Annotated in this window: 23 protein-coding genes; 10 read left to right on the top strand and 13 right to left on the bottom strand. The window is 68.8% G+C overall.

Features of this window, described 5'->3' with window-relative positions; genetic code table 11:
• Positions 1-53: 53 nt before the first annotated feature.
• A complete protein-coding gene (locus tag ACW9UL_RS01940) occupies positions 54-806 on the bottom strand; it encodes a slipin family protein (RefSeq protein ID WP_457788674.1) in 753 nt (250 codons plus the stop codon).
• The gene (locus tag ACW9UL_RS01935) at positions 806-2,248 is read right to left on the bottom strand and encodes an NfeD family protein (RefSeq protein WP_457788673.1); all 1,443 of its coding nucleotides are present in this window, start codon (positions 2,246-2,248) and stop codon (positions 806-808) included. Before ACW9UL_RS01935 ends, ACW9UL_RS01940 begins: the two co-directional genes overlap by 1 nt.
• A 97-nt stretch (positions 2,249-2,345) precedes the next feature.
• On the opposite strand from ACW9UL_RS01935, the gene yccS reads away from it, so the two are divergent.
• The 4 genes from yccS to ACW9UL_RS01915 are packed head-to-tail and all read left to right on the top strand — an operon-like array spanning position 2,346 to position 5,650.
• Positions 2,346-4,517 carry a YccS family putative transporter gene (gene yccS, locus ACW9UL_RS01930; protein WP_457788672.1) on the top strand — a complete coding sequence of 724 codons (2,172 nt, stop codon included), beginning with the start codon at positions 2,346-2,348 and terminating at the stop codon, positions 4,515-4,517.
• Positions 4,518-4,554: 37 nt separating this feature from the next.
• Entirely contained in the window at positions 4,555-4,866 is a 312-nt protein-coding gene (locus tag ACW9UL_RS01925; RefSeq protein WP_122109367.1) for a GIY-YIG nuclease family protein, read from the top strand.
• 8 nt (positions 4,867-4,874) lie between these two features.
• Positions 4,875-5,357: a GreA/GreB family elongation factor gene (locus ACW9UL_RS01920; RefSeq protein ID WP_457788671.1), complete on the top strand. Its 483-nt coding sequence runs from the start codon at positions 4,875-4,877 to the stop codon at positions 5,355-5,357.
• 59 nt (positions 5,358-5,416) lie between these two features.
• Positions 5,417-5,650, top strand: a complete 234-nt coding sequence (locus ACW9UL_RS01915; RefSeq protein WP_021446171.1) for a DUF2789 domain-containing protein — start codon at positions 5,417-5,419, stop codon at positions 5,648-5,650.
• A gap of 368 nt (positions 5,651-6,018) precedes the next feature.
• Here ACW9UL_RS01915 and ACW9UL_RS01910 read toward each other — a convergent pair whose 3' ends face one another.
• Genes ACW9UL_RS01910 through ACW9UL_RS01900 form a run of 3 tightly spaced genes read right to left on the bottom strand, consistent with a single transcriptional unit; the run spans position 6,019 to position 8,147 of the window.
• A complete protein-coding gene (locus ACW9UL_RS01910; RefSeq protein WP_177342949.1) occupies positions 6,019-6,534 on the bottom strand; it encodes a YgjP-like metallopeptidase domain-containing protein in 516 nt (171 codons plus the stop codon).
• Positions 6,535-6,556: 22 nt separating this feature from the next.
• Complete coding sequence (locus ACW9UL_RS01905) at positions 6,557-7,657, bottom strand: PQQ-dependent sugar dehydrogenase (protein WP_457788670.1); 1,101 nt, start codon at positions 7,655-7,657, stop codon at positions 6,557-6,559.
• Positions 7,658-7,670: 13 nt separating this feature from the next.
• The gene (locus ACW9UL_RS01900; protein ID WP_457788669.1) at positions 7,671-8,147 is read right to left on the bottom strand and encodes a hypothetical protein; all 477 of its coding nucleotides are present in this window, start codon (positions 8,145-8,147) and stop codon (positions 7,671-7,673) included.
• 375 nt (positions 8,148-8,522) lie between these two features.
• Here ACW9UL_RS01900 and ACW9UL_RS01895 point away from each other — a divergent pair, with 375 nt between their 5' ends.
• Positions 8,523-9,206 carry a polysaccharide lyase family 7 protein gene (locus ACW9UL_RS01895; protein ID WP_457788668.1) on the top strand — a complete coding sequence of 228 codons (684 nt, stop codon included), beginning with the start codon at positions 8,523-8,525 and terminating at the stop codon, positions 9,204-9,206.
• A 94-nt stretch (positions 9,207-9,300) separates the two neighbouring features.
• Here ACW9UL_RS01895 and fba read toward each other — a convergent pair whose 3' ends face one another.
• The 7 genes from fba to ACW9UL_RS01860 form a co-directional block, all read right to left on the bottom strand.
• Complete coding sequence (fba, locus tag ACW9UL_RS01890; protein WP_021446166.1) at positions 9,301-10,365, bottom strand: class II fructose-bisphosphate aldolase; 1,065 nt, start codon at positions 10,363-10,365, stop codon at positions 9,301-9,303.
• Between the two features lie 160 nt (positions 10,366-10,525).
• Entirely contained in the window at positions 10,526-10,846 is a 321-nt protein-coding gene (locus tag ACW9UL_RS01885; RefSeq protein WP_021446165.1) for an MliC family protein, read from the bottom strand.
• A 13-nt stretch (positions 10,847-10,859) separates the two neighbouring features.
• Positions 10,860-11,045: a hypothetical protein gene (locus ACW9UL_RS01880; protein ID WP_021446164.1), complete on the bottom strand. Its 186-nt coding sequence runs from the start codon at positions 11,043-11,045 to the stop codon at positions 10,860-10,862.
• 68 nt (positions 11,046-11,113) lie between these two features.
• Positions 11,114-12,274 (bottom strand): phosphoglycerate kinase, encoded by a 1,161-nt coding sequence (locus tag ACW9UL_RS01875; RefSeq protein WP_021446163.1) that lies wholly within the window; start codon positions 12,272-12,274, stop codon positions 11,114-11,116.
• A 4-nt stretch (positions 12,275-12,278) separates the two neighbouring features.
• Entirely contained in the window at positions 12,279-13,346 is a 1,068-nt protein-coding gene (gene epd, locus ACW9UL_RS01870; RefSeq protein ID WP_397495775.1) for an erythrose-4-phosphate dehydrogenase, read from the bottom strand.
• A 91-nt stretch (positions 13,347-13,437) separates the two neighbouring features.
• Complete coding sequence (tkt, locus tag ACW9UL_RS01865; protein WP_457788667.1) at positions 13,438-15,438, bottom strand: transketolase; 2,001 nt, start codon at positions 15,436-15,438, stop codon at positions 13,438-13,440.
• Positions 15,439-15,550: 112 nt separating this feature from the next.
• Positions 15,551-16,705 carry a TDT family transporter gene (locus ACW9UL_RS01860; RefSeq protein WP_457788666.1) on the bottom strand — a complete coding sequence of 385 codons (1,155 nt, stop codon included), beginning with the start codon at positions 16,703-16,705 and terminating at the stop codon, positions 15,551-15,553.
• Positions 16,706-16,820: 115 nt separating this feature from the next.
• On the opposite strand from ACW9UL_RS01860, the gene ACW9UL_RS01855 reads away from it, so the two are divergent.
• From ACW9UL_RS01855 to ACW9UL_RS01835, 5 genes are all read left to right on the top strand, one after another.
• Positions 16,821-17,702, top strand: a complete 882-nt coding sequence (locus tag ACW9UL_RS01855) for a LysR family transcriptional regulator (protein ID WP_397495772.1) — start codon at positions 16,821-16,823, stop codon at positions 17,700-17,702.
• A 73-nt stretch (positions 17,703-17,775) separates the two neighbouring features.
• The gene (locus ACW9UL_RS01850; RefSeq protein ID WP_457788665.1) at positions 17,776-18,777 is read left to right on the top strand and encodes an ArsR/SmtB family transcription factor; all 1,002 of its coding nucleotides are present in this window, start codon (positions 17,776-17,778) and stop codon (positions 18,775-18,777) included.
• Positions 18,778-19,968 carry a methionine adenosyltransferase gene (metK, locus tag ACW9UL_RS01845; RefSeq protein WP_457788664.1) on the top strand — a complete coding sequence of 397 codons (1,191 nt, stop codon included), beginning with the start codon at positions 18,778-18,780 and terminating at the stop codon, positions 19,966-19,968.
• Positions 19,969-20,152: 184 nt separating this feature from the next.
• Positions 20,153-21,844 carry an NAD-dependent DNA ligase LigB gene (gene ligB, locus ACW9UL_RS01840; protein WP_457788663.1) on the top strand — a complete coding sequence of 564 codons (1,692 nt, stop codon included), beginning with the start codon at positions 20,153-20,155 and terminating at the stop codon, positions 21,842-21,844.
• 110 nt (positions 21,845-21,954) lie between these two features.
• Positions 21,955-22,335 (top strand): DUF1090 domain-containing protein, encoded by a 381-nt coding sequence (locus ACW9UL_RS01835; protein WP_457788662.1) that lies wholly within the window; start codon positions 21,955-21,957, stop codon positions 22,333-22,335.
• Here ACW9UL_RS01835 and ACW9UL_RS01830 read toward each other — a convergent pair whose 3' ends face one another.
• A complete protein-coding gene (locus ACW9UL_RS01830) occupies positions 22,336-22,782 on the bottom strand; it encodes a c-type cytochrome (RefSeq protein WP_397486763.1) in 447 nt (148 codons plus the stop codon).
• Positions 22,783-22,810: the final 28 nt, after the last annotated feature.

The following is a 22,810-nucleotide window of genomic DNA, read 5'->3' as shown; positions in this document are numbered from 1 at the left end:
GTCGGCCATCTGTTTTCACCAGGTTTTTCAGGGAATAGTCCTGCGCCGGGCGGCTATTTCTTCACCTCGGCGATGCCCTGCAGCAGCTCCACCGGCAGCGGGAAGACGATGGTCGAGCTCTTGTCGCCGGCGATATTGCTCAGCGTCTGCATGTAGCGCAGCTGCATGGCGCCGGGCTGGCGGCCGAGCATCTCGGCGGCCTGCATGAGCTTTTCCGAGGCCTGCAGCTCGCCCTCGGCGTGGATCACCTTGGCCCGCCGTTCGCGCTCGGCCTCGGCCTGCTTGGCGATGGCGCGCACCATGGACTCGTCGAGGTCGACGTGCTTGATCTCGACGTTGGCCACCTTGATGCCCCAGGCGTCGGTCTGCGCATCGAGCACCTGCTGGATGTCGACGTTGAGCCGCTCACGCTCGGCGAGCATCTCGTCCAGCTCGTGCTTGCCGAGCACCGCGCGCAGGGTGGTCTGTGCCAGCTGGCTGGTGGCGACGTGGTAGTCCTCGACCTGGATGATCGCCTTCTGTGCGTCGAGTACGCGAAAGTAGACCACCGCGTTGACCTTGACCGAGACGTTGTCGCGGGAGATCACGTCCTGGGTCGGCACGTCCAGCACTATGGTGCGCAGGTCCACCCGCACCATCTGCTGCAAGCCGGGGATGACCAGGATCAGGCCCGGCCCCTTGACCCGCCAGAAGCGGCCGAGCTGGAACACCACGCCGCGCTCGTACTCACGCAGGATGCGAAAGGCCGAGGCGAGCAGGGCCAGGACGATGATCGTCAGCGAGAGAAAACTCAGTTCGAAACCCATCAGTGACCTCCTTGGGGCGGCGGTTCATCCACCGCGCTGACCTGCAGTTGCACGCCCTGGCGCGCCGTCACCCGCACCCGCTGTCCGGGCCGCAGCGGTTCGCTGCCCTGCACCTGCCAGCGCTCGCCCTGCAGCGCCACCCAGCCGCTGCAAGGATCCTCGGCCTGCACCGCGGCGACCGCCACCAGGCTGCCGACCAGGCCGCTGTCGCCGGCCACCTGCTGGCGCCGCCTGGCCTTCAGCGCCATGCCGAGGATGGCCAGGATCAGCCCGGCGCTGACCAGCGCCAGGGTGACGATCAGCGCCAGCGGGATGCCGAAGCCCGGCACGTCGGTATCGATCAGGATCAGCGCGCCGAAGACGAAGGCCACCACGCCGCCGATGCCGAGCACGCCGAAGCTGGGCAGGAAGGCCTCGGCGGCGATGAAGGCGATGCCGAGCAGGATCAGCGCCACCCCGGCGTAGTTCACCGGCAGCAGCTGCAGGGCGTAGAGCGCGAGGATCAAGCTGATGCCGCCGAGCACGCCGCCGACGCCGCTGCCGGGGTTGGAGAACTCGAAGAACAGGCCGTAGACGCCGATCATCATCAAAATCAGCGCCACGCTGGGGTTGGTGATCACCGCCAGCAGGCGGGTGCGCCAGTCCGGCGCATGGCTGATCAGGGGCGCGCCGGCGGTGGCCAGGGTCTGGTCGACGCCGCCGGCCTGCAGGGTCTTGCCGTCGAGCTGGCGCAACAGGTCGGCCAGGTCCGTGGCCAGGTAGTCGATCACCTTCTGCGCCAGCGCCTCCTCGGCGGCCAGGCTGACCGCCTCGCGCACCGCGCGCTCGGCCCATTCGGCGTTGCGTCCGCGCATCGTCGCCAGGCCGCGGATATAGGCGGCGGCGTCGTTGACCTGCTTGGCGGTCATGGCATCGCCGGGGCTCTTGTCCGCCTCGCCGTCCTTGCCCTCGTCTTTGCTCTCGCCCGGCGGTTTGCTCGGCGTGCCGGGCATGCCGATGGCCACCGGGGTGGCTGCGCCGAGGTTGGTGCCCGGCGCCATGGCGGCGACGTGGCTGGCGTAGAGGATATAGGTACCGGCGCTGGCTGCCCGCGCGCCGCCGGGGGCGACGTAGCTGGCCACCGGAATCGGGCTGGCGAGGATCGCCTTGATGATCGCGCGCATGGAGGTGTCCAGGCCACCGGGGGTGTCGATCTGGATCAGCACCAGTTGCGCGCCCTCATCCACCGCCTTGGCCAGGCCGCGCACCAGGTAGTCGGCGCTGGCCGGGCCGATTACCCCGTCCACCTGCAGTTGCACCACCGCACCCGGCGCCGCACTCGCCCCCAGCGAGCCGCCGAGAATCAGGGCGCCCAGGCACAGACGCAGCCACGCAGCAAACACCTTCGCCTCCCGGGAGTCGCGCGGATGCCGGTCAGCTGGCGGCGCTCCCTCACTGAGCATAGTCCATGGCCTCGGCGCCCCCGACAGGTCGCGGATGGATACCCAGCGACCGGCCAGTTCCGGTAGGCTGCTCGCATCTTTCCCGACCAGGCCGCCCATGCCCCGTCCCCGCCTTCGCCAATCGCTGCGCCGCCTGTGGGCGCTGGACAAGTTCAGCGCCAGCCTGCGGGTATTCATCGCCCTGGCCGGGGCCCTGGCGCTGTGCTGGTGGCAGGGCTGGATGCACGCCCTGATCCCGCTGTTTCTCGGCATCATCGCCAGCGCCCTGACCGAGACCGACGACAGCTGGCAGGGTCGCCTGGGCAGCGTGCTGGTGACGCTGGTGTGCTTCAGCGCGGCGGCCTACGCGGTCGAGTGGCTGTTCCCCTACCCCTGGCTGTTCGTCGTCGCCCTGGCGCTGTCGGCCTTCTGCCTGACCATGCTCGGCGCCCTCGGCGAGCGCTTCGCCACCCTCGGCTCGGGCACCCTGATCCTCGCCGTGTACAGCATGATCGGCGTCGAACAGCGCGGCGGCGTCGCCGGCCTGTGGCTGGAGCCGCTGCTGCTGGTGGCCGGCGCCGCCTGGTACGGCCTGCTGTCGGTGATCTGGCACGCGCTGTTCGCCCAGCAGCCGCTGCAGCACAGCCTAGCCCGACTGTTCCGCGAGCTGGGCCGCTACCTCAAGCTCAAGGCCGCGCTGTTCGAGCCGCTGCGCCAGCTCGACGTCGAGGCGCGGCGCCTGGAGCTGGCCAAGCAGAACGGCCGGGTGGTGTCGGCGCTCAACGCGGCCAAGGAGATCATCCTCCACCGGGTCGGCGACGGCCGCCCGGGGCCCAAGGTCAGCCGCTACCTCAAGCTGTATTTCCTCGCCCAGGACATTCACGAGCGCGCCAGTTCCTCGCACTACCCCTACAACGAGCTGGCCGAGGCCTTCTTCCACAGCGACGTGCTGTTTCGCTGCCAGCGCCTGCTGCGCCTGCACGGCGAGGCCTGCCAGCGCCTGGGCAGCGCCATCGAGCTGCGCCAGCCGTTCGAGTACCGCGAGCTGTGCAGCCAGGCCCTGGAGGACCTGCACGCCTCGCTCGATCACCTGCACCTGCAGAGCAACCCGGCCTGGCGCCGCCTGCTGCGCTCGCTCGGCGCCCTGGCCGGCAACCTGGCCAGCCTCGACCAGCTGCTGAGCAACGCCAGCAACCCCGACGCCCTGGCCGAGGAACAGGACAGCAGCCTGCTCGACCGCGAACCGCACTCCTTGAGGGAGGTGGCCGAACGCATCGGCCAGCAGCTGACGCCCACCTCGCTGCTGTTTCGTCACGCCCTGCGCCTGTCCGTCGCCCTGGCCGCCGGCTATGGCCTGCTGCACCTGATCCACCCGACCCAGGGCTACTGGATCCTGCTCACCACCCTGTTCGTCTGCCAGCCGAACTACGGCGCCACCCGCCTCAAGCTGGTGCAGCGCATCGCCGGCACCCTGCTCGGCCTGGGGCTCGGCTGGGCGCTGATCGACCTGTTTCCCGACCCGCGTATCCAGGCGCTGTTCGCCGTGGTCGCCGGGGTGGCCTTCTTCGCCACCCGCAGCACGCGCTACACCCTGGCCACCGCGGCGATCACATTGCTGGTGCTGTTCTGCTTCAACCAGATCGGCGACGGCTACGGCCTGTTCCTGCCGCGCCTGATCGACACCCTGCTCGGCGGCCTGATCGCCGGCCTGGCGGTGTTCCTGATCCTGCCGGACTGGCAGGGCCGGCGCCTGGGGCGCATGCTCGCCGGCACCCTGAGCTGCAACAGCGCCTACCTGCGCCAGATCATCGCCCAGTACGCCCACGGCAAGCGCGACGACCTCGGCTACCGCCTGGCCCGGCGCAACGCGCACAACGCCGACGCGGCGCTGTCCACCACCCTCGGCAACATGCTGATGGAGCCGGGGCACTTCCGCAAAGACGCGGACCTGGGCTTTCGCTTCCTGGTGCTCTCGCACACCCTGCTCAGCTACCTCTCCGCACTCGGCGCGCACCGCGGTGAACAGCTGCCGCAGGCGGCCCAGGCGCGCCTGCTGGAGCAGGCCGAGGCCATCGCGCAAAGCCTCGACGAGATCGCCGCCGGCCTGCGCGGCGAACGCCCGCTGGCGATCCACAGCGACGCCGAACAGGCGCTGGCGCAGGAACTGGAGCAGATCGCCGAGGACACCGACGAACGCCAGCGCCTGGTGCAGACCCAGCTGGCGTTGATCTGCCGCCAGCTGGCGCCGCTGCGCACCCTGGGCGCCCATCTGTTGCAGGGCACAGCCTGACATTAGCTCTCGCTCAACGAGGTCGGGAAATCAGCCGATGAAGGTCGTTTACAAAATCACCTATCCGAACGGCAAGATCTACGTCGGGAAGGATCTGACGGGAACACTCAATTACTTCGGTAGCGCCAACAGCAAACTGATCGAGTCTGATTTCAGCAAAGAAGAGATGCGCGATTTCACCGTGCGCAAGCAGATCCTCTGGGAATCTGATACTGCGACAGACCAGGAGGTGAACATGAAGGAAGTGGAATGGATCAAGGCGCTGCAATCGAATAATCCTGCCATCGGATATAACCGATGGCCAAAGCTTGCCAGTGGCAACGACGACTCGCCCACCTTTGCACCTTGAATCCCACCATGGACAAAAACCTCCTAGTACAGCAGGTGCTGGCGCAGCTGCAGGCCGACCTGCAACAGGCGCAGCACGCCGCGCAGACCGCCCACGAGGCGGCCACCCACGAAGAGAACGTGGCCGAGAACAAGTACGACACCCTCGGCCTGGAGGCCGCCTACCTGGCCAGCGGCCAGGCGCGCCGGGTGGAAGAGCTGCGCCAGACCCTGATCACCTGGCGCCAGCTGCGCCCGCGGCCGTTCGACGCGGCGCAGGGCATCGCCCTCGGCGCGCTGGTGCTGCTGGTCGACGCGCAGGAGCGCGAACGCTGGCTGTTTCTCGGCCCGCAGGGGGCGAGCATGAAGCTGCAGCAGCAGGGCCTGGAGATCCAGGTGCTGGGCAGCGCCGCGCCGCTGGGTCGCGCCCTGCTCGGCAAGGGCCCGGGCGAAGAGGTGCGCCTGGCGGCGGCCGGCGGCGTGCAGTCGTTCGAGGTACTGGCGGTCGAGTGAGCGGGGGCTATCTGGGCTAGGGTTGCTAGACGAGCCGACACCCGCCAGAGGAAACTGCCATGGAAAACCCGATCCACGACCTGCCCGCGCTGTTCAAGCAACTCGGCCTGGCCAACGATGCGGCCAGCATCGAGACCTTTATCCGGACCCACGCGCCGCTGCCGGCCGAGCGCAAGCTGGCCGACGCCGCATTCTGGAGCCCGGCGCAGGCGGCCTTCCTGCGCGAGGAAATCCTCGAGGACGCCGACTGGGCCGAGGTGGTCGACCAGCTCAATGTGCTGCTGCGTGGCTGAAGCGGATTGCCAGACCCCGTTGCCCCGGATGGCATCCGGGCTATGCCGAAGACGCGTCGCCGCGTAGGTTGGGCTGAGGAGCCTGCGACGAAGCCCAACGGCTGCGGCGGATCGCCGGCCGCGGCGCTCGCCGGGCAGGGTGCTGCAGATCGTCGGGCGGAGTGCTGCGCACTCCCCGTTGGGCTTCGCTGCGCTCAGCACCAACCTACCCCCCGGACCGCTCATCTCAGGCCAGGTCAGGTAGATCCGTAGGTTGGGCTGAGGAGCCCGCGACGAAGCCCAACGGCGGCGGCGGGTCGTCGGCCGCGGCGCGCGCCGGGCGGCGTGCTGCGCACGCCCCGTTGGGCTTCGCTGCGCTCGGCGCCAACCTACGCCCCCGAACCGCTCATCTCGCGCCAGGTCAGGTACAGGCGCAGGTCGAACTCGATCTGCGCGTAGCCCGGCAGCATGTAGTCGCACAGCTTGTAGAAGGCCTTGTTGTGCTCGGCCTCCTTCAGGTGCGCCAGCTCGTGCACCACGATCATCTGCAAAAACAGCGGCGCGGCGTCGCGAAACAGCGCGGCGACACGGATCTCCTTCTTCGCCTTGAGCCGGCCGCCCTGCACCCGCGAGATCGCCGTGTGCAGGCCCAGGGCGCGGTGGGTCAGATCGAGGCGGTTGTCATAGAGCACCTTGTCGATGGCCGGGGCGTTCTTCAGGTGCTCCTGCTTGAGCTCCATCACGTAGCCGTACAGCGCCTTGTCGCTCTGCACCTGGTGGCGGCCGGGGTAGCGCTGGGCCAGGTAGTCGCCCAGACGGTCGTCGGCGATCAGCTGGCGCACCTGCTGCTGGACGGCGGCGGGGTAGCCCTGGAGGTATTTCAACGGCGAGGTCCTGCGCGGCAAAGGGGCATCAGTGTAACCCGCCTCACTCGCTCGGCAGCACCCGCAGCAGCCGGCCGTCGGCATTGTCGGTGAGCAGGTAGAGCGCGCCGTCGGGGCCGACGCGCACGTCGCGGATGCGCTCGCCGAGCTCCTCGAACAGGCTCTCCTCGCCGGCCAGCATGCCTTCGTGCAGGCGGATGCGGCGCACGCTGCGCTCGACCAGGGTGGCGGCGAACAGGTCGCCCTGCCATTCCGGGAACAGCGCGCCGCGGTACTGGGTCAGGCTCGACGGCGCCACCGAGGGCGTCCAGTGCAGCAGCGGCGGGGTCAGCCCCGGCAGCTCGGTGTAGGGGCTGATGCGCGCGCCGGTGTAGTCGATGCCGAAGGTCGCCAGCGGCCAGCCGTAGTTGCGCCCGGGCTCGATCAGGTTGAGCTCGTCGCCGCCGCGCGGGCCGTGTTCGTGGCTGTACAGGCGGCCGCTCTCGGCATCGAAGAAGATGCCCTGCACGTTGCGGTGACCGAGGCTGTAGATCTCCGCCGCGGCGCCGGCCTGCCCCAGCAGCGGATTGTCCGCCGGCACGCTGCCGTCGCGGTTCAGGCGCACGATCTTGCCCAGATGATTGGCCGGGTTCTGCGCCTGTTCGCGCCAGTCGAAACCGTCGCCCAGGGTCAGCACCAGGGTCTTGTCGGCGAGAAAGGCGATGCGCCCGCCATAGTGCGCTGCGCCGGCCTTGAGCGGCCGGGCGGTGAACAGCACCTCGAAGTCGTGCAGTTCGTCGTCCACCAGGCGCGCCCGGGCCAGGCGGGTGTTGTTGGCCTCCAGCGAGCCATGGGCATAAGTCAGGTACAACCAGCGGTTGGCGGCGTAGTCCGGGTCGAGCGCCACCTCCATCAATCCGGCCTGGGCGGCGACGAAGATTTCCGGCAACCCCGCCACCGGCTGCGGATCGAGGCTGCCGTCGGCCTCGACGATGCGCAGGCGGCCGACCCGCTCGGTCACCAGCAGGCGCCCGTCCGGCAGGAAGGCCAGCGACCAGGGATGCTCCAGGCCTTCAGCGAAGGTCTCGATGCGGTAGTCCTGGGCCAGCGCCGGGGCACCGACGAGCAGGGCGCCGAGCAGCAGCGCGCGAAGGGGTCTCAACATGGGCTGGGCCTTGTCACGGGGAATCGGATGGGGTCGGTGGCTTGCGGTAGCGCACGCGCCGACCGAGCAGGCCGAACAGCAGTGCACCGGCGCTGCCGCAGGCCATCAGGCCGAGGGTGCCGAGCGGATCGCGGTCGGCGGCGATCAGCGTCGGCATCGGCGCCAGGGCATTGGCCAGGGCCAGCGCCAGCCAGATCGCCGCGGCGCCGGCGCCGACGAAGATCGCCCAGCGCAGCCGCGGCAGGCGCCGCGCGCTCCACTGCGCCAGCGGCAGGGCGAAGGCAAAGCCCAGGGCGGCGAGCAGGGCGAAGGTCGGGGCGAAGCCGAGCAGGTCGAGGCAGGTGGTGCCCAGGCGCACGTCCAATGGCATCGGCGCACCGAGCGCCTGCAGGGCGGCGAGGTTGGACTGGGTCTGGAAGATCGAAGCGAGCAGCGAGGCCAGTGCCACGGCGACAACGAAGGCGAACAACAGGCGCGGCGTGCTGGACATGGGCAGGGGGGTTCCCGGAACTACAGTGCAGGAATTATGGCGCAGCCCGCCGGCCGCCACGGCGCCGGTGTTTTACAGGGTTTTACCTGCGCCGCCCAGGCGCCGAGGCATCTCGCCGCGCGCGGAGGTCTGGAGCCGAGGCCGGCTCATGTCGACCATATATTGACGCCAATAATACGACGAGCGGCTCTCAGCTATTTGCCGCGACTGCCGTTACAAAGCGTGCCGCCAGAGCATTCCGCCCTGCGGCACGGGCAGCCCTGCCCTCCTTCTAGTTCGCGTGTGTCACCCGCTGGAACGCCAAGTAAGCCGTTACTGACTCCTGGATGAGATGTGCCCTCGACTGAAGTTTCTGTTTTTTCAGGAGCATCGAGCATGATCGAACTCGCCATGTGGAATCTCAGCGTTCCAGTCGGCGTTCCCGCCACCACCATCGAAACCCCGGTGCTGGCCGGCGGCTATCAGGATCACTATTTCCAATCCCGGGACGGCGCCATCTTCTTCTGGGCCCCGGTCAACGGCACCACGACCGAGAGCGCAAAGTACCCGCGCAGCGAGCTGCGCGAAACCCATGCCGACGGCCGCCTGCGCAACTGGACCTATCCGGAGGCCGACAATTTCCTGCACGCCGGGCTGCGCGTCAGCCAGGTGCCGTCCACCGGCAAGATCGTCATCGGCCAGATCCACGCCTACAAGAGCTCGATGCCGCTGCTCAAGCTGGAGTACCAGTACAAGGCCTACGCCGCCAGCGGCAATATCGTCGCCAAGGTGCGCCTGGCGCCCGAGTCGGCGATCCAGACCGTGACCCTGGCCAGCGGCATCGCCCTGAACCAGCGCTTCACCTATGTCGTGCACCTGACGCCCAAGGGCACGCTGGGCATCAACGTCAACGGGGTCAAATGGAGTACCCGCCTCGACTCGAGCTGGGCGCCCAAGCCGCTGTACTTCAAGGCCGGGGTCTACACCCAGGACAACACCGGCTACGAAACCGAAGCCGGCGCGGCGCGCTTCGACAAGCTTGGCATCGAGCACCGCCCGCTGCTCGGCGCCGTGCAATAAGGCCCGCCGGAGCAGCAGGCGATAAAAAACGCCGCGACTCCGTGAGGAGCCGCGGCGTTTGCTTGGGCGAGCCGCGCAGGCGGTCGCGACGGCGTCAGTTGACCTTGGCGGCCAGCTCGCCACTGGCGTAACGCTGGTACATGCCTTCCAGGGAGATCGGCTTGATCTTGGAGGCGTTGCCGGCAGTGCCGAAGGCTTCGTAGCGGGCGATGCAGATGTCGCGCATGGCGACGATGGTCTTGGCGAAGAACTTGCGCGGGTCGAACTCGCTCGGGTGCTCGGCCATCATGCGGCGAATGGCACCGGTGGAAGCCAGGCGCAGGTCGGTGTCGATGTTGACCTTGCGCACGCCGTGCTTGATGCCTTCGACGATTTCCTCGACCGGCACGCCGTAGGTTTCCTTGATGTCGCCGCCGAACTCGTTGATCACCTTCAGCCACTCCTGCGGTACCGAGGAGGAGCCGTGCATCACCAGGTGGGTGTTGGGGATGCGCTTGTGGATTTCCTTGATGCGCTCGATCGACAGCACGTCGCCGGTCGGCGGCTTGGTGAACTTGTAGGCGCCGTGGCTGGTGCCGATGGCGATGGCCAGGGCGTCGACCTGGGTGCGCTTGACGAAGTCGGCGGCCTCTTCCGGGTCGGTCAGCAGCTGGCTGTGATCGAGCACGCCTTCGGCGCCGACGCCGTCTTCCTCACCGGCCATGCCGGTTTCCAGGCTGCCCAGGCAGCCCAGCTCGCCTTCCACGGACACGCCGCAGGCGTGGGCGAAGGCCACGGTCTGCTGGGTCACGCGCACGTTGTAGTCGTAGTCGGCCGGGGTCTTGCCGTCTTCCTTCAGCGAGCCGTCCATCATCACCGAGGAAAAACCCAGCTGGATCGAGCGCTGGCACACGTCCGGGCTGGTGCCGTGGTCCTGGTGCATGCACACCGGGATATGCGGGAATTCTTCGATGGCGGCGAGGATCAGGTGACGCAGGAAGGGCGCACCGGCGTACTTGCGGGCACCAGCGGAGGCCTGGACGATGACCGGCGAATCGGTCTTGTCGGCGGCTTCCATGATGGCGCGCATCTGCTCGAGGTTGTTGACGTTGAAGGCCGGCACGCCGTAGCCGAATTCGGCGGCGTGGTCGAGCATCTGGCGCATGCTGATAAGTGCCATGGTGTTCCTGTCTCCCGGTTTGGAGGTCGTTAATCGTGCAAGCCTGCCGCAGGGGCCGGCGTTGTTCAAGTTTCGCGGGACAGGGGGTCGTCCCCGGCTCCGCCCCCGGCTCTGCCGGGGCTAGTCATTTCCATGCCCCGGATTGTATCCGGGCTATACCTCAGGGCGCCTTGCAGCCGCGGCCGATCAGGTCGTCGGTCGCGGTCCAGTAGACCAGGCCTTCCTCGCCCTTGGTGTGGAAGGACAGCCGCCCGTCGCTGTACAAGGCGCCCGAGGCCGCCGGTTCCTGAGTCAGGCGGTAGACGATATCGTCGCCGCCCAGGCGCAGGTCGATCTGATCGTAGCCGCCATCGGCGAAGCGCCACTGCAGCTCGGCCTGGCTGTCGCAGACCCAGCGGGTCCACTGATCCGGCGCCTGCGGCTGGCTGCTGCACCCCGCCAGTGCCACGGCCGCCAGCGCGGCAAGAATCCTCGTATCCATTTATCGCTCCCTGTCAGCAGCGCTGCTCCGGCACCGTGCCGGTAGGGTCGCCACTGCTTTGCCCTTCGATGCGCCGATCGTCCTGGGTGGTCGGCAGGTCGATCGGCGCCGGGCTGAACACCTCGCAGGCCTGCTCCCGTCCACCGGCACAGCCGGCCAGGAAAATCCCGATGATGCCCAACGCGGCTAGCTTGACCATGGCGTGACTCCTTGTGCGCTTGTTCCAGTTGTAACAGACCGCCCGATCACGCCAGGGTTTAATTCGGTTTACTCCGCGCGCTGCTCCAGCACTTCCACGGCCGGCAGCACCTTGCCCTCGACGAATTCGAGGAAGGCACCGCCGCCGGTGGAGATGTAGGAGATCTGCTCGGCCACGCCGTACTTGTCGATGGCCGCCAGGGTGTCGCCGCCGCCGGCGATGGAGAACGCCGGGCTCTCGGCGATGGCCAGGGCCAGGGCCTTGGTACCGTTGCCGAACTGGTCGAACTCGAACACGCCGACCGGGCCGTTCCACAGGATGGTCTGCGAGGCCTTGAGCATCTCGGCGAACATCGCCGCGGTCTGCGGGCCGATGTCGAGGATCATGTCGTCCTCCGCCACGTCCTTGACCGCCTTGACGGTGGCGGAGGCCGATTCGGCGAATTCCTTGGCCACCACCACGTCCACCGGCAGCGGCACGCTGACCTTGGCGGCGATGGCGCGGGCGGTGTCGACCAGGTCGGCCTCGTACAGCGACTTGCCCACCGGCAGGCCGGCCGCGGCGAGGAAGGTGTTGGCGATGCCGCCGCCGACGATCAGCGAGTCGCAGATGTCGGCCAGGGAGTTGAGCACGTCGAGCTTGGTCGACACCTTGGAGCCGGCGACGATGGCCAGCATCGGCCGCGCCGGCTTGTCCAGGGCCTTGCCCAGGGCGTCCAGCTCGGCAGCCAGCAAGGGGCCAGCCGCAGCGACCTTGGCGAACTTGGCCACGCCGTGGGTCGAGCCCTGGGCGCGGTGGGCGGTGCCGAAGGCGTCCATCACGAACACGTCGCACAGCGCCGCGTACTGCTGCGCCAGCTCGTCGCTGTTCTTCTTCTCGCCCTTGTTGAAGCGCACGTTCTCCAGCAGCACCAGCTCACCGGCCTTGACCTCGACACCGCCGAGGTAGTCCTTGACCAGCGGCACTTCGCGGCCGAGCGCCTGGCTCAGGTAGGCGGCGACCGGCGCCAGGCTGTCTTGCTCGCTGTACACGCCCTCTTCCGGCCGGCCCAGGTGCGAGCAGACCAGCACCGCCGCGCCCTTTTCCAGCGCCAGCTTGATGGTCGGCAGGGCGGCGAGGATGCGCGCATCGCTCTTGACCACGCCGTCCTTCACCGGGACGTTGAGGTCTTCGCGGATCAGCACGCGCTTACCGGCGAGGTCGAGGTCGGTCATCTTCAGAACGGTCATGGCATCAGTCCTTCACGGGGGCTGGTTGTACGGAGGAAGTGGATACAGCGAGAAAATGTTCGGCGACATCGAGCATGCGGTTGGCGAAGCCCCATTCGTTGTCGAACCAGGCCAGCAGGTTGACCAGGCGCGGGCCGGACACGCGGGTCTGGCTGCCGTCGACTATGGCCGAGTGCGGGTCGTGGTTGAAATCGCAGCTGGCGTGCGGCAGCTCGGTGTAGGCCAGCAGCCCCTTGAGCGGGCCACTTTCCGCCGCCTGACGCAGCACCCGGTTGATCTCGGAAGCACTGGTATCACGCGCGGTCTGCAGGGTGATGTCGAGGCAGGAGACGTTGACCGTCGGCACGCGGATGGCCTTGGCCTGGATACGCCCGCTCAGCTCCGGCAGCAAACGCTCGATGCCGCGCGCCAGGCCGGTGGACACCGGGATCACCGACTGGAAGGCCGAGCGCGTGCGGCGCAGGTCTTCGTGGTGGTAGGCGTCGATCACCGGCTGGTCGTTCATCGCCGAGTGGATAGTGGTGATGGAGACGTACTCCAGCCCCACCGCCTCGTTCAACAACTTGAGCAGCGGCACGCCGCAGTTGGTGGTGCAGGAGGCGTTGGATACCAGTCGCTCGGCGCCCGTCAGGCAGGCCTGGTTGACCCCGTAGACCACGGTGGCGTCGATATCGGCCTCGCCGGCCATGGGCTGGGAGAACAGCACCCGCGGCGCGCCGGCGTCGAGGAAGCGCTGGCCGTCGGCGCGGCTGTGGTAGGCGCCGGAGCACTCCAGCAGCAGGTCGATATCCAGCGCCGCCCAGTCGACGGCCTCGGGCTCGCTCTGGCGCAGCACCTTCACGCAGTCGCCGTTGATATGCAGGCAGTCGCCGTCGACCCTGACCTCGCCGGGAAACCGCCCGTGGGTGGAGTCGAAGCGGGTCAGGTATTCGATGCTGGCCTGATCGGCCAGGTCGTTCAGCGCGACTATCTCCAGGCCCGCCCCGGCGCCGCGCTCGTGCAGGGCGCGCAGCACGCAGCGGCCGATGCGGCCATAGCCATTGAGGGCGACGCGGTAGGGGCGATGGGACATGGCGATCTCGAATGGATGGCGACCGCAGGAGGGGTTGAGCCTGCGATACCCATCACGGCAGATCGATGGGTATCGCTTCGCTCAAGCCATCCTACGCGTCCAGCAGTTCGTCGGCGGTGGCGAGGATGTTCTCGACGGTGAAGCCGAAGTGCTCGAACAGCGCCGGCGCCGGCGCCGACTCGCCGAAGCTGGTCATGCCGATGATGCGACCTTCCAGGCCGACGTACTTGTACCAGTAGTCGGCATGGGAGGCCTCGATGGCGATGCGCGCGCCGACCTGCAGCGGCAGCACGGCCTGCTTGTAGGCGGCGTCCTGCTGGTCGAACACGCTGGTCGAAGGCATCGACACCACGCGCACCTGGCGGCCCTGCTCCTGCAGCTTGGCCGCGGCCTGCATGGCCAGGCCAACCTCGGAGCCAGTGGCGATCAGGATCAGTTCCGGCTCGCCGCTGCAGTCTTTCAGCACGTAGCCACCACGGGCGATATCGCCCAGCTGCTGGGCATCGCGGGCCTGGTGCGGCAGGTTCTGGCGGCTGAAGATCAGCGCGGACGGGCCGTCATTACGCTCGATGGCGTGTTTCCAGGCCACGGCGGACTCCACCGCATCACACGGGCGCCAGGTGTCGAGGTTGGGCGTGCCGCGCAGGCTGGCCAGCTGCTCGATCGGCTGGTGGGTCGGGCCGTCCTCGCCGAGGCCGATGGAGTCGTGGGTGAACACGTAGAGCACGCGCTGCTTCATCAGCGCCGACATGCGCACGGCGTTGCGCGCGTATTCCATGAAGATCAGGAAGGTCGCGCCGTAGGGCACGAAGCCGCCGTGCAGGGCGATGCCGTTCATGATCGCGCTCATGCCGAACTCGCGCACGCCGTAGAACAGGTAGTTGCCCGAAGCGTCCTCGGCGGTGACGCCCTTGCAGCCCTTCCACAGGGTCAGGTTGGAGCCGGCCAGGTCGGCCGAGCCGCCGAGGAATTCCGGCAGCAGCGGGCCGAAGGCGTTCAGCGCGTTCTGGCTGGCCTTGCGGCTGGCGATGGTCTCGCCCTTCTCGGCCACATCCTTGATATAGGCGGCGGCTTTGGCGGCAAAGTCGGCCGGCAGCTCGCCAGCGATGCGGCGCTTGAACTCGGCAGCCAGCTCAGGATGGGCGGCGGCGTAGGCCGCGAACTTCTCGTTCCAGGCGGCCTCGGCGGCGGCGCCGGCTTCCTTGGCGTCCCACTCGGCATAGATCTCGGCCGGGATTTCGAAGGGGCCATGGTTCCAGCCCAGGGCCGCGCGGGTCAGGGCGATCTCGTCATTGCCCAGCGGCGCGCCGTGGCACTCCTCCTTGCCCTGCTTGTTCGGCGAGCCGAAGCCGATGGTGGTCTTGCAGCAGATCAGGGTCGGCTGGTCCGCGCTCTTGCGCGCGGTGTCGATGGCCATCTTGATCTCTTCGGCGTCGTGGCCGTCGACGTTGCGGATCACCTGCCAGCCGTAGGCCTCGAAGCGCTTGGGCGTGTCGTCGGTGAACCAGCCCTCGACCTCGCCGTCGATGGAGATGCCGTTGTCGTCGTAGAAGGCGATCAGCTTGCCCAGGCCCAGGGTGCCGGCCAGCGAGCAGACTTCATGGCTGATGCCTTCCATCATGCAGCCGTCGCCGAGGAAGGCGTAGGTGAAGTGATCGACGATCTGGTGGCCGTCGCGGTTGAACTGCGCGCCCAGCACCTTCTCGGCGATGGCGAAGCCGACGGCGTTGGCGATGCCCTGGCCGAGCGGGCCGGTGGTGGTTTCCACGCCCGGGGTGTAGCCGTATTCCGGGTGACCCGGGGTGCGGCTGTGCAGCTGGCGGAATTGCTTGAGGTCCTCGATGCTGAGGTCGTAGCCGGTCAGGTGCAGCAGCGAGTAGATCAGCATCGAACCATGGCCGTTGGACAGCACGAAGCGGTCGCGGTCGGCGAAATTCGGGTTGCTCGGGTTGTGCTTGAGGTAGTCGCGCCACAGCACTTCGGCGATGTCCGCCATGCCCATGGGGGCACCGGGGTGGCCGCTGTTGGCTTTCTGCACGGCATCCATGCTCAGGGCACGGATGGCATTGGCTCGCTCACGACGGCTGGGCATCGCTCAAATCTCCTACGGGGGGCTGCTTCTTGATGAAGGGGCGAAAAAGGCGGCCATTTTCGCCCAGCCGGCCCCCGCGGGGCAATGACAGATGGTCGCAGATCGCGCCGAATCAGCCCGCCTGCTCGCTCAACACGCTCACCGCCGGGCTGCCCGGACCACTCAGACAGGGCGCCTGGAACAGTTCGCCGCGCCAGACGCCGGCCAGGGTGCGGCTCAACACCAGCGACCAGACCGCGCTCAACTGCACCGTCAGCACCAGGCCGATCAGGGCGAAGCAGGCCAAGCCGGTCAGCGCCTGCAGCTCGAAGGTGGCCAGGGTGAACACCCCCAGCGGGAAGGTGAAACCCCACCAGCCGAGGTTGAACGGCATGTTGTCGCGGATGTAGTGACGGGTGAACAGGCTGGCGATCACCAGCCACCAGAGCCCGGCGCCCCACAGCGCCAGGCCGCCGAGCAGGCCGAGGTCGCGCGCCAGCTCGGCGGCGCCGGCCAGCGGCGTGCCGACGAATGCCGCCGGCGCCGCCTGACCCATGCTCAGCAGGCCGAGGCAGCCGGTGGCCAGCGGTCCCAGCGGCAGCCAGCTGGTGGCGGCGAAATCGGTGTCCGGCAGCTTGTGCAGGGCCAGGCGCAGCAGCACCAGGGTGATCAAGGAGAAGGCCAGCGACAGCGACACGCCCCAGAGCACGAAGCCGACCACCAGCAGTTGCTGCGCCTGTTCTGCCGCCAGGTGCGGCGCCAGCGAGCCGGCGGTGCTGGCGGCCACCTCCGGCGCGATGATCGGCAGCAGCCAGACGGCAGTGAGCTTCTCCAGCGCATGGTTCTGCCGGGTGAACATCAGGTAGGGCACCAGCAGCGCGCCGAGCAGCGCCAGCGCGGCGTCCAGCCACCACAGGGCATGCGCCAGTGCATAGACGGCCTCGCCCCAGCGCGGCACGCCGAACAGCAGCAGGCCCTTGAGCAATACGGCCAGGCCCATGGGAATGGCGCCGAGGAACATCGACTGCACCGGGTGCAGCAGCATCGGCCAGAGCGTCTCGCGAAACAGCGCCAGGCGTAGCACAAACAGCAGGCTAAACAGCGCGAACAGCGCCACGCCGAACAGCCACAACCCTTCGGCCAGCGCATACAGACCCGGCAGCTGCCAGGGCAGATGGGCCAGCACCAGCGCCAGCACGCCGGTGCCCATGGTCATGGCGAACCAGTTGGGGGTGAAGTGGCGGATAAAGGCGAGCGGTTCGGGCAGACGACTGAAGGGGCGCGGCATGAATCGGGTGATCCCGTGGCATGGCTGAAGGGGTGGTCAGCCTAGGGCCGCAGCTGCCATATTAAAAATACATATTCAGCATCTTTTGCATGCCTTCCATTTATAGGTAGCTCGCGTGAACCTGCATCACCTCAAGGTCTTTCTCGCCGTGGCCGAGGCCGGCAGCATCAGCGCCGGCGCCGCTCGCCTGCATATCAGCCAGCCGGCGGTGACCCGCGAGATCCGCGACCTGGAGGCCAGCCTCGAGCTGCGCCTGTTCGACCGCCAGGCCCGCGGCGTGCGCCTGACCGAAGGCGGCCGGCGCTTGCACGACTACGCGCGGCGCATCTTCGCCCTGGAACAGGCGGCCGAGCGCGACCTGCGCGACTTCGCCCAGCTGGAACAGGGCGAGCTGCACCTGGGCGCCAGCGCCACCCTCGGCGCCTACCTGCTACCGCCCTTGATCAACCGCTTCCGCGCGTTGCACCCGCAGATCTTCGTCGGCCTGGAGGTGAGTAACACCGAGGCGGTGACCCGCCAGCTCGACGAGGGCCGGATCAGCCTGGGCTTCGTCGAAGGCCCCTTCGCCCGGGCCGATTACGATCACCGCCTGCTGGCGCGTGACGCGCTGTTGCCGGTGGTGGCGCCGCGGCATCCGCTGGCCGGGGTCGAGCGGCTGCAGGCGGCGGACCTGCAGGCCTACCCGCTGTACATGCGCGAACCCGGCTCGGGCGCGCGCGCCAGCGTCGAGCAGGCCTACCGGGCCCACGGCCTGGAACCGCAGGCGGGCATGGCCATCGGCAGCACCGAGGCGCTCAAGCGCCTGCTTGCCGACGGCCAGGGCATCGCCTGGCTGTCGCAACGGGTGGTCGAGCGCGAACTGGCCAGCGGCGAGCTGCGCCGCCTGGCGGTAGCCGACCTGCAGATCGAGCGCGAGCTGCATGTGCTGTGGCGCCCCGGCGCCAGCCTGAGCCCGGCGCCGGCGGCCTTCCTGGCGCTGAGCGAAGCGCCGGAATGAGCCTTAGAGCAATATCAAAACTTTTTGATATTGCTGTTGCTGGATGAAAAATGACCGACTAGACTGCGCCACCATGACCCTGCGTGCCTCCCAGCTGGACTTCGACCCCTGCGACGAGCTCGCCGCCCTGTGCAAGGCCGGCGGCGATGCGCTGCGCCTGAACGTGCTGCGCGCGCTGAGCAACGACTCGTTCGGCGTGCTGGAGCTGGCGCAGATCTTCGCCATCGGCCAGTCGGGCATGAGCCACCACCTCAAGGTGCTGGCCCAGGCCGGCCTGGTGGCCACCCGCCGCGAAGGCAACGCGATCTTCTACCGCCGCGCCCTGCCCGGCGGCCGCCTGCATGCGGCGCTGCTGGAAGACATCGACGAGCTGCCGCTGCCAGGCGAAGTGCAGGCACGCATCGCCACCGTGCACCAGCAGCGCGCCACCGTCAGCCGCGACTTCTTCGCGCGCATGGCGGCGAGCTTCCAGGCCCAGCAGGACCTGATCGCGAGCCTGCCACAGTACCGCGACAGCCTGCTGGCGCTGCTCGATGCGCTGCACTTCGCGCCGACCGCCAGCGCGCTGGAAATCGGCCCCGGCGACGGCGCCTTCCTGCCCGAGCTGGCGCGCCGCTTCGCACGCGTCACAGCCCTGGACAACAGTCCGGCGATGCTCGAACTGGCGCGTCAGCGCTGCGTTGGCGAAGGCCTGGACAACGTCGAGCTGCGCCTGGCCGACGCCCTGCAGGACGAGCAAGCGGCCGCCGATTGCGTGGTGCTGAACATGGTGCTGCACCACTTCGCCACACCGGCCGAGGCCTTCCGTCAGCTGGCGCGGCTGGTCGCGCCCGGCGGCAGCCTGCTGCTCAGCGAGCTGTGCAGCCACGACCAGAGCTGGGCCAGGGAGGCCTGCGGCGATCTCTGGCTCGGCTTCGAACAGGACGACCTGGCCCGCTGGGCCAGCGCCGCCGGCCTGGTTGCCGGCGAGAGCCTCTACATTGGCCTGAAGAACGGCTTTCAAATTCAGTTACGGCACTTCGCCAAACCCGATGCGCGCAGCGCCCTCAGCCTCCGGCAAGAAAGGAACCGATAGATGAGCGAATATTCCCTGTTTACCTCCGAGTCCGTGTCCGAGGGGCATCCGGACAAGATCGCCGACCAGATTTCCGATGCCGTGCTCGACGCCATCATCGCCCAGGACAAGCACGCCCGCGTGGCCGTGGAAACCCTGGTCAAGACCGGCGTGGCCATCGTCGCCGGCGAAGTCACCACCAGCGCCTGGGTCGACCTGGAGCAGATCGTCCGCGACGTGATCTGCGACATCGGCTACACCAGCAGCGACGTCGGCTTCGACGGCGCCACCTGCGGCGTGCTCAACATCATCGGCAAGCAGTCCCCGGACATCAACCAGGGTGTCGACCGCGCCAAGCCGGAAGACCAGGGCGCGGGCGATCAGGGCCTGATGTTCGGCTACGCCAGCAACGAGACCGACGTGCTGATGCCGGCGCCGATCCGCCTGTCCCACGCCCTGGTCGAGCGCCAGGCCGAGGCGCGCAAGTCCGGCCTGCTGCCCTGGCTGCGCCCGGACGCGAAATCCCAGGTCACCTGCCGCTACGAGAACGGCAAGGTGGTCGGCATCGACGCCGTGGTGCTGTCCACCCAGCACAACCCGGAAATCAGCCAGAACGACCTGCAGGAAGCGGTGATGGAGCTGATCGTCAAGCACAGCCTGCCGGCCGAACTGCTGCATAAAGACACCCAGTACCACATCAACCCCACCGGCAAGTTCGTCATCGGCGGCCCGGTGGGCGACTGCGGCCTTACAGGGCGCAAGATCATCGTCGACAGCTACGGCGGCATGGCCCGTCACGGCGGCGGCGCCTTCTCCGGCAAGGACCCGTCCAAGGTCGACCGCAGCGCCGCCTACGCCGGCCGCTACGTGGCCAAGAACATCGTCGCCGCCGGTCTGGCCGAGCGCTGCGAGATCCAGGTGTCCTACGCCATCGGCGTGGCCCAGCCGACCTCGATTTCGGTCAACACCTTCGGCACCCACAAGATCGCCGAAGACAAGATCATCCAGCTGGTGCGCGAAGTGTTCGACCTGCGGCCCTACGCCATCACCCGCATGCTCGACCTGCTCCACCCGATGTACCAGGACACCGCCGCCTACGGCCACTTCGGCCGCACCCCGCAGCAGAAGACGGTGGGCGACGACAGCTTCACCACCTTCACCTGGGAACGCACCGACAAGGCCGCCGACCTGCGCGCCGCCGCCGGTCTGTAAGCCCCCAGCGCAACAGCCGAAGCCCCGCCATCGTGCGGGGCTTTTTGTTGGCCGCTCGTAGCCCGGATGCCACCCGGGAAAACGCTGGCTGCACCCGGGCTACGCGCCGCAGCAGCGGCGTCATTCGCGCACCGGCATGCGCTCGACTAGGCTCAAGCCTTCCCTCCAAGCACGGACGCTTGCCATGAAGGCCTGGATCGCCCTGCTCCTCTTGCCCCTGGCCGCCCAGGCCGAGCCCTGCCCGCACTGGCCCGCCGGGCGCGCCAGCGCCGAACTCGATGCCCTCGCCGAGCAGATCGCCCGCTGGGACGACGCCTACCACAACCAGGGCCGCTCATTGGTCGCCGACGAGCTCTACGACCAGGCGCGCGAGCGTCTGCAGCACTGGCGCGCCTGCTTCCCCGACGCCGCCCCGGCACTGGCCGAGCCGCTGGCCGGCGCCGCCACCCGGCTCGACCATCCGATACCACAGACCGGTCTGCGCAAGCTCGGCGATGCGGCGATAGGCGAATGGATGGCCAGCCGCGAGGAGCTGTGGATTCAACCCAAGGTCGACGGTGTGGCGGTCACCCTGGTCTACCGCGGCGGCACGCTGCAGCAGGCCATCAGCCGCGGCGACGGCCGCCAGGGCCAGGACTGGACGGCGCGGGCGCGGCAGTTGCCGGCCATTCCCAGGCGCCTGCGCGAGCCGCTCGATGCGGTGCTGCAGGGCGAGCTGTACTGGCGCCTGGACGGCCATGTGCAGGCGCTCGCTGGCGGCGGCGGGGCACGCGGCAAGGTGGCCGGACTGATGGCGCGGCAGACCCTGGACGAGCGCGAGGCGGCCGCTGTCGGCCTGTTCGTCTGGGACTGGCCGGACGGCCCGGCGGATATGCGCGCACGCCTGGAGGGCCTGCAGGCGCTGGGGTTCGTCGACAGCGCGGATTACACCCAGCCGCTGCACACGCCGGAGCAAGCCCGCCATTGGCGCCAGCACTGGTATCGCCAGGCCCTGCCCTTCGCCAGCGACGGCGTGGTGCTGCGCCAGGGCGCGCGGCCGCCCGGCCGGCGCTGGCAGGCCGAGGCGCCGCACTGGGCGGTGGCCTGGAAATACCCGCCGAGCCAGGCGCTGGCGGTGGTGCAGGCGGTGGACTTCAGCATCGGCCGCAGCGGGCGCATCACCCCGATCCTGCGCCTGCAGCCGGTCGACCTCGACGAGCGGCGCATCAGCCGCGTCGCCCTGGGTTCGCTGCAGGGCTGGCGCACGCTGGACGTGCGGCCCGGCGATCAGGTGGCCATCCGCCTGGCCGGGCTGACCATCCCGCGCCTGGACGGGGTGATCTGGCGCAGCCCGCAGCGCGCCCCGGTGCAGGCCCCCAATCCGGCCGACTACCACGCGCTGAGCTGCTGGCGCCTCAGCGCGAACTGCCGCCAGCAGTTCCAGGCGCGCCTGGGCTGGCTCGGCGGCAAAGGGGGCCTGGCCCTGCCCGGCGTCGGCCCGGGCACCTGGCACAGCCTGGTGGCGAACGCCCAGCTGGAAGGCCTGCTCGACTGGCTGGAACTGGACGCCGCCCAGCTGCAGGCCCTGCCCGGCATCGGTGCGCGCCGCGCGGCGCAGTTGCAGCAGGCCTTCGCCCTGGCCCACCAGCGCCCGCTCGAGCAATGGCTGCGCGCCCTCGGCGCCCCACCCGGTTTCGCCGCCGAGCCGACGCCGGACTGGCCCAGCCTGCTCGCCCGTGGCCGCGCCGACTGGCAACGCCAGCGCGGCGTCGGCGTGCAGGGCGCCGAGCGGCTGCTGGCGTTCTTCCAGCACCCGGAGGTGCGGCGCCTCGGCGCGCAGTTGCAGCAGGCCGGCATTGCCGCCTTTCAACCGCGCCTGCAGGCCGCCGCGCAGTAACGCGCGCAACCTTGACCCAGATCATGGTCAGCGCCTTCCTGGCTCGGCCGCAGCGAACCCCGGCGCCGCGACGCGGTCTTCCTCCAAACCCCAGCCATAAGGACAAGCCCATGATTCGTCAGCTCAGCCTGCTCGCCCTGCTGGTCGCCAGCACCGCCTTCAGCTTCGCCGACAGCGGCGTCAGCGGCTGCGCAGCCAAGCGCCAAACCCTGCAGGAGAAGATCGAGATCGCCCGTCAGCACCACAACCCTGACCAGGTGGCCGGCCTGCAACAGGCCCTGGCGCAGGTCGAGACGCATTGCCACGACGACGCCCTGCAGGCCGAGCGCCAGGCCGAGATCGACGAGGCGCGGCAGGAGATCGAGCAGCGCGAGATGGACCTGCGCGATGCGCTGAGCAGGGGCGATCCGGACAAGATCGCCAAGCGCCAGGCCAAGCTGGCCGAGGCGCGCGCCGAACTGGAACAGGCCGAGGCCGAACTCGCGCGCTGATCAGTAGGCGCGAAACGCCTGGTGACAGGCCTCGCAACTGTCCTCGACCTGCTGCACCGCCGGCTCCAGCGCGGCGCGGCGCAGCGGCGGCGCAGCGGTGGCCTGCACCAGGGCGGCGGTGGCCTGCTCCAGCTCGCGCGCCAGCTGCTGGAACTGCGCCTGCCGCTGCCAGACCTCGTCGGTGGCCTTGCTGCGCTCGTCGTCACGGACCTGCGGAAAGTGCTGCCAGGGCTGGCGCGACAGGCGCTCCAGCTCGGCGGCGCCGGCGATAAAGCCGGCCTCGTCGTAGGCAATGCGCCCACGCAGCATGCCGCCAAGGTCCTCGCTGACCTTGAGCATCTGCTTGAACAGCGCCTGGCGCTGGCCCAGCGGCGAATCGGGATCGACGCCGCCGCAGGCGACCAGGGTCAGGCAGGCGCAGGCCAGCAGCAGGGCTTTGAACTTCATCGCGACGCCTTCCGGAAAAAAACGGGCG

Source organism: Pseudomonas sp. PL-6, assembly GCF_054110165.1.
This window is presented reverse-complemented; position numbering and strand designations above follow the sequence as displayed.

Bases quoted from the DNA above. Each gene is read 5' to 3' on its own strand.
- ACW9UL_RS01940 (WP_457788674.1), bottom strand. From the start codon at position 806: ATGGGTTTCGAACTGAGTTTTCTCTCGCTGACGATCATCGTCCTGGCC.
- ACW9UL_RS01935 (WP_457788673.1), bottom strand. From the start codon at position 2,248: ATGCTCAGTGAGGGAGCGCCGCCAGCTGACCGGCATCCGCGCGACTCC.
- yccS (WP_457788672.1), top strand. From the start codon at position 2,346: ATGCCCCGTCCCCGCCTTCGCCAATCGCTGCGCCGCCTGTGGGCGCTG.
- ACW9UL_RS01925 (WP_122109367.1), top strand. From the start codon at position 4,555: ATGAAGGTCGTTTACAAAATCACCTATCCGAACGGCAAGATCTACGTC.
- ACW9UL_RS01920 (WP_457788671.1), top strand. From the start codon at position 4,875: ATGGACAAAAACCTCCTAGTACAGCAGGTGCTGGCGCAGCTGCAGGCC.
- ACW9UL_RS01915 (WP_021446171.1), top strand. From the start codon at position 5,417: ATGGAAAACCCGATCCACGACCTGCCCGCGCTGTTCAAGCAACTCGGC.
- ACW9UL_RS01905 (WP_457788670.1), bottom strand. From the start codon at position 7,657: ATGTTGAGACCCCTTCGCGCGCTGCTGCTCGGCGCCCTGCTCGTCGGT.
- ACW9UL_RS01900 (WP_457788669.1), bottom strand. From the start codon at position 8,147: ATGTCCAGCACGCCGCGCCTGTTGTTCGCCTTCGTTGTCGCCGTGGCA.
- ACW9UL_RS01895 (WP_457788668.1), top strand. From the start codon at position 8,523: ATGATCGAACTCGCCATGTGGAATCTCAGCGTTCCAGTCGGCGTTCCC.
- fba (WP_021446166.1), bottom strand. From the start codon at position 10,365: ATGGCACTTATCAGCATGCGCCAGATGCTCGACCACGCCGCCGAATTC.
- ACW9UL_RS01885 (WP_021446165.1), bottom strand. From the start codon at position 10,846: ATGGATACGAGGATTCTTGCCGCGCTGGCGGCCGTGGCACTGGCGGGG.
- ACW9UL_RS01880 (WP_021446164.1), bottom strand. From the start codon at position 11,045: ATGGTCAAGCTAGCCGCGTTGGGCATCATCGGGATTTTCCTGGCCGGC.
- ACW9UL_RS01875 (WP_021446163.1), bottom strand. From the start codon at position 12,274: ATGACCGTTCTGAAGATGACCGACCTCGACCTCGCCGGTAAGCGCGTG.
- epd (WP_397495775.1), bottom strand. From the start codon at position 13,346: ATGTCCCATCGCCCCTACCGCGTCGCCCTCAATGGCTATGGCCGCATC.
- tkt (WP_457788667.1), bottom strand. From the start codon at position 15,438: ATGCCCAGCCGTCGTGAGCGAGCCAATGCCATCCGTGCCCTGAGCATG.
- ACW9UL_RS01860 (WP_457788666.1), bottom strand. From the start codon at position 16,705: ATGCCGCGCCCCTTCAGTCGTCTGCCCGAACCGCTCGCCTTTATCCGC.
- ACW9UL_RS01850 (WP_457788665.1), top strand. From the start codon at position 17,776: ATGACCCTGCGTGCCTCCCAGCTGGACTTCGACCCCTGCGACGAGCTC.
- metK (WP_457788664.1), top strand. From the start codon at position 18,778: ATGAGCGAATATTCCCTGTTTACCTCCGAGTCCGTGTCCGAGGGGCAT.
- ligB (WP_457788663.1), top strand. From the start codon at position 20,153: ATGAAGGCCTGGATCGCCCTGCTCCTCTTGCCCCTGGCCGCCCAGGCC.
- ACW9UL_RS01835 (WP_457788662.1), top strand. From the start codon at position 21,955: ATGATTCGTCAGCTCAGCCTGCTCGCCCTGCTGGTCGCCAGCACCGCC.
- ACW9UL_RS01830 (WP_397486763.1), bottom strand. From the start codon at position 22,782: ATGAAGTTCAAAGCCCTGCTGCTGGCCTGCGCCTGCCTGACCCTGGTC.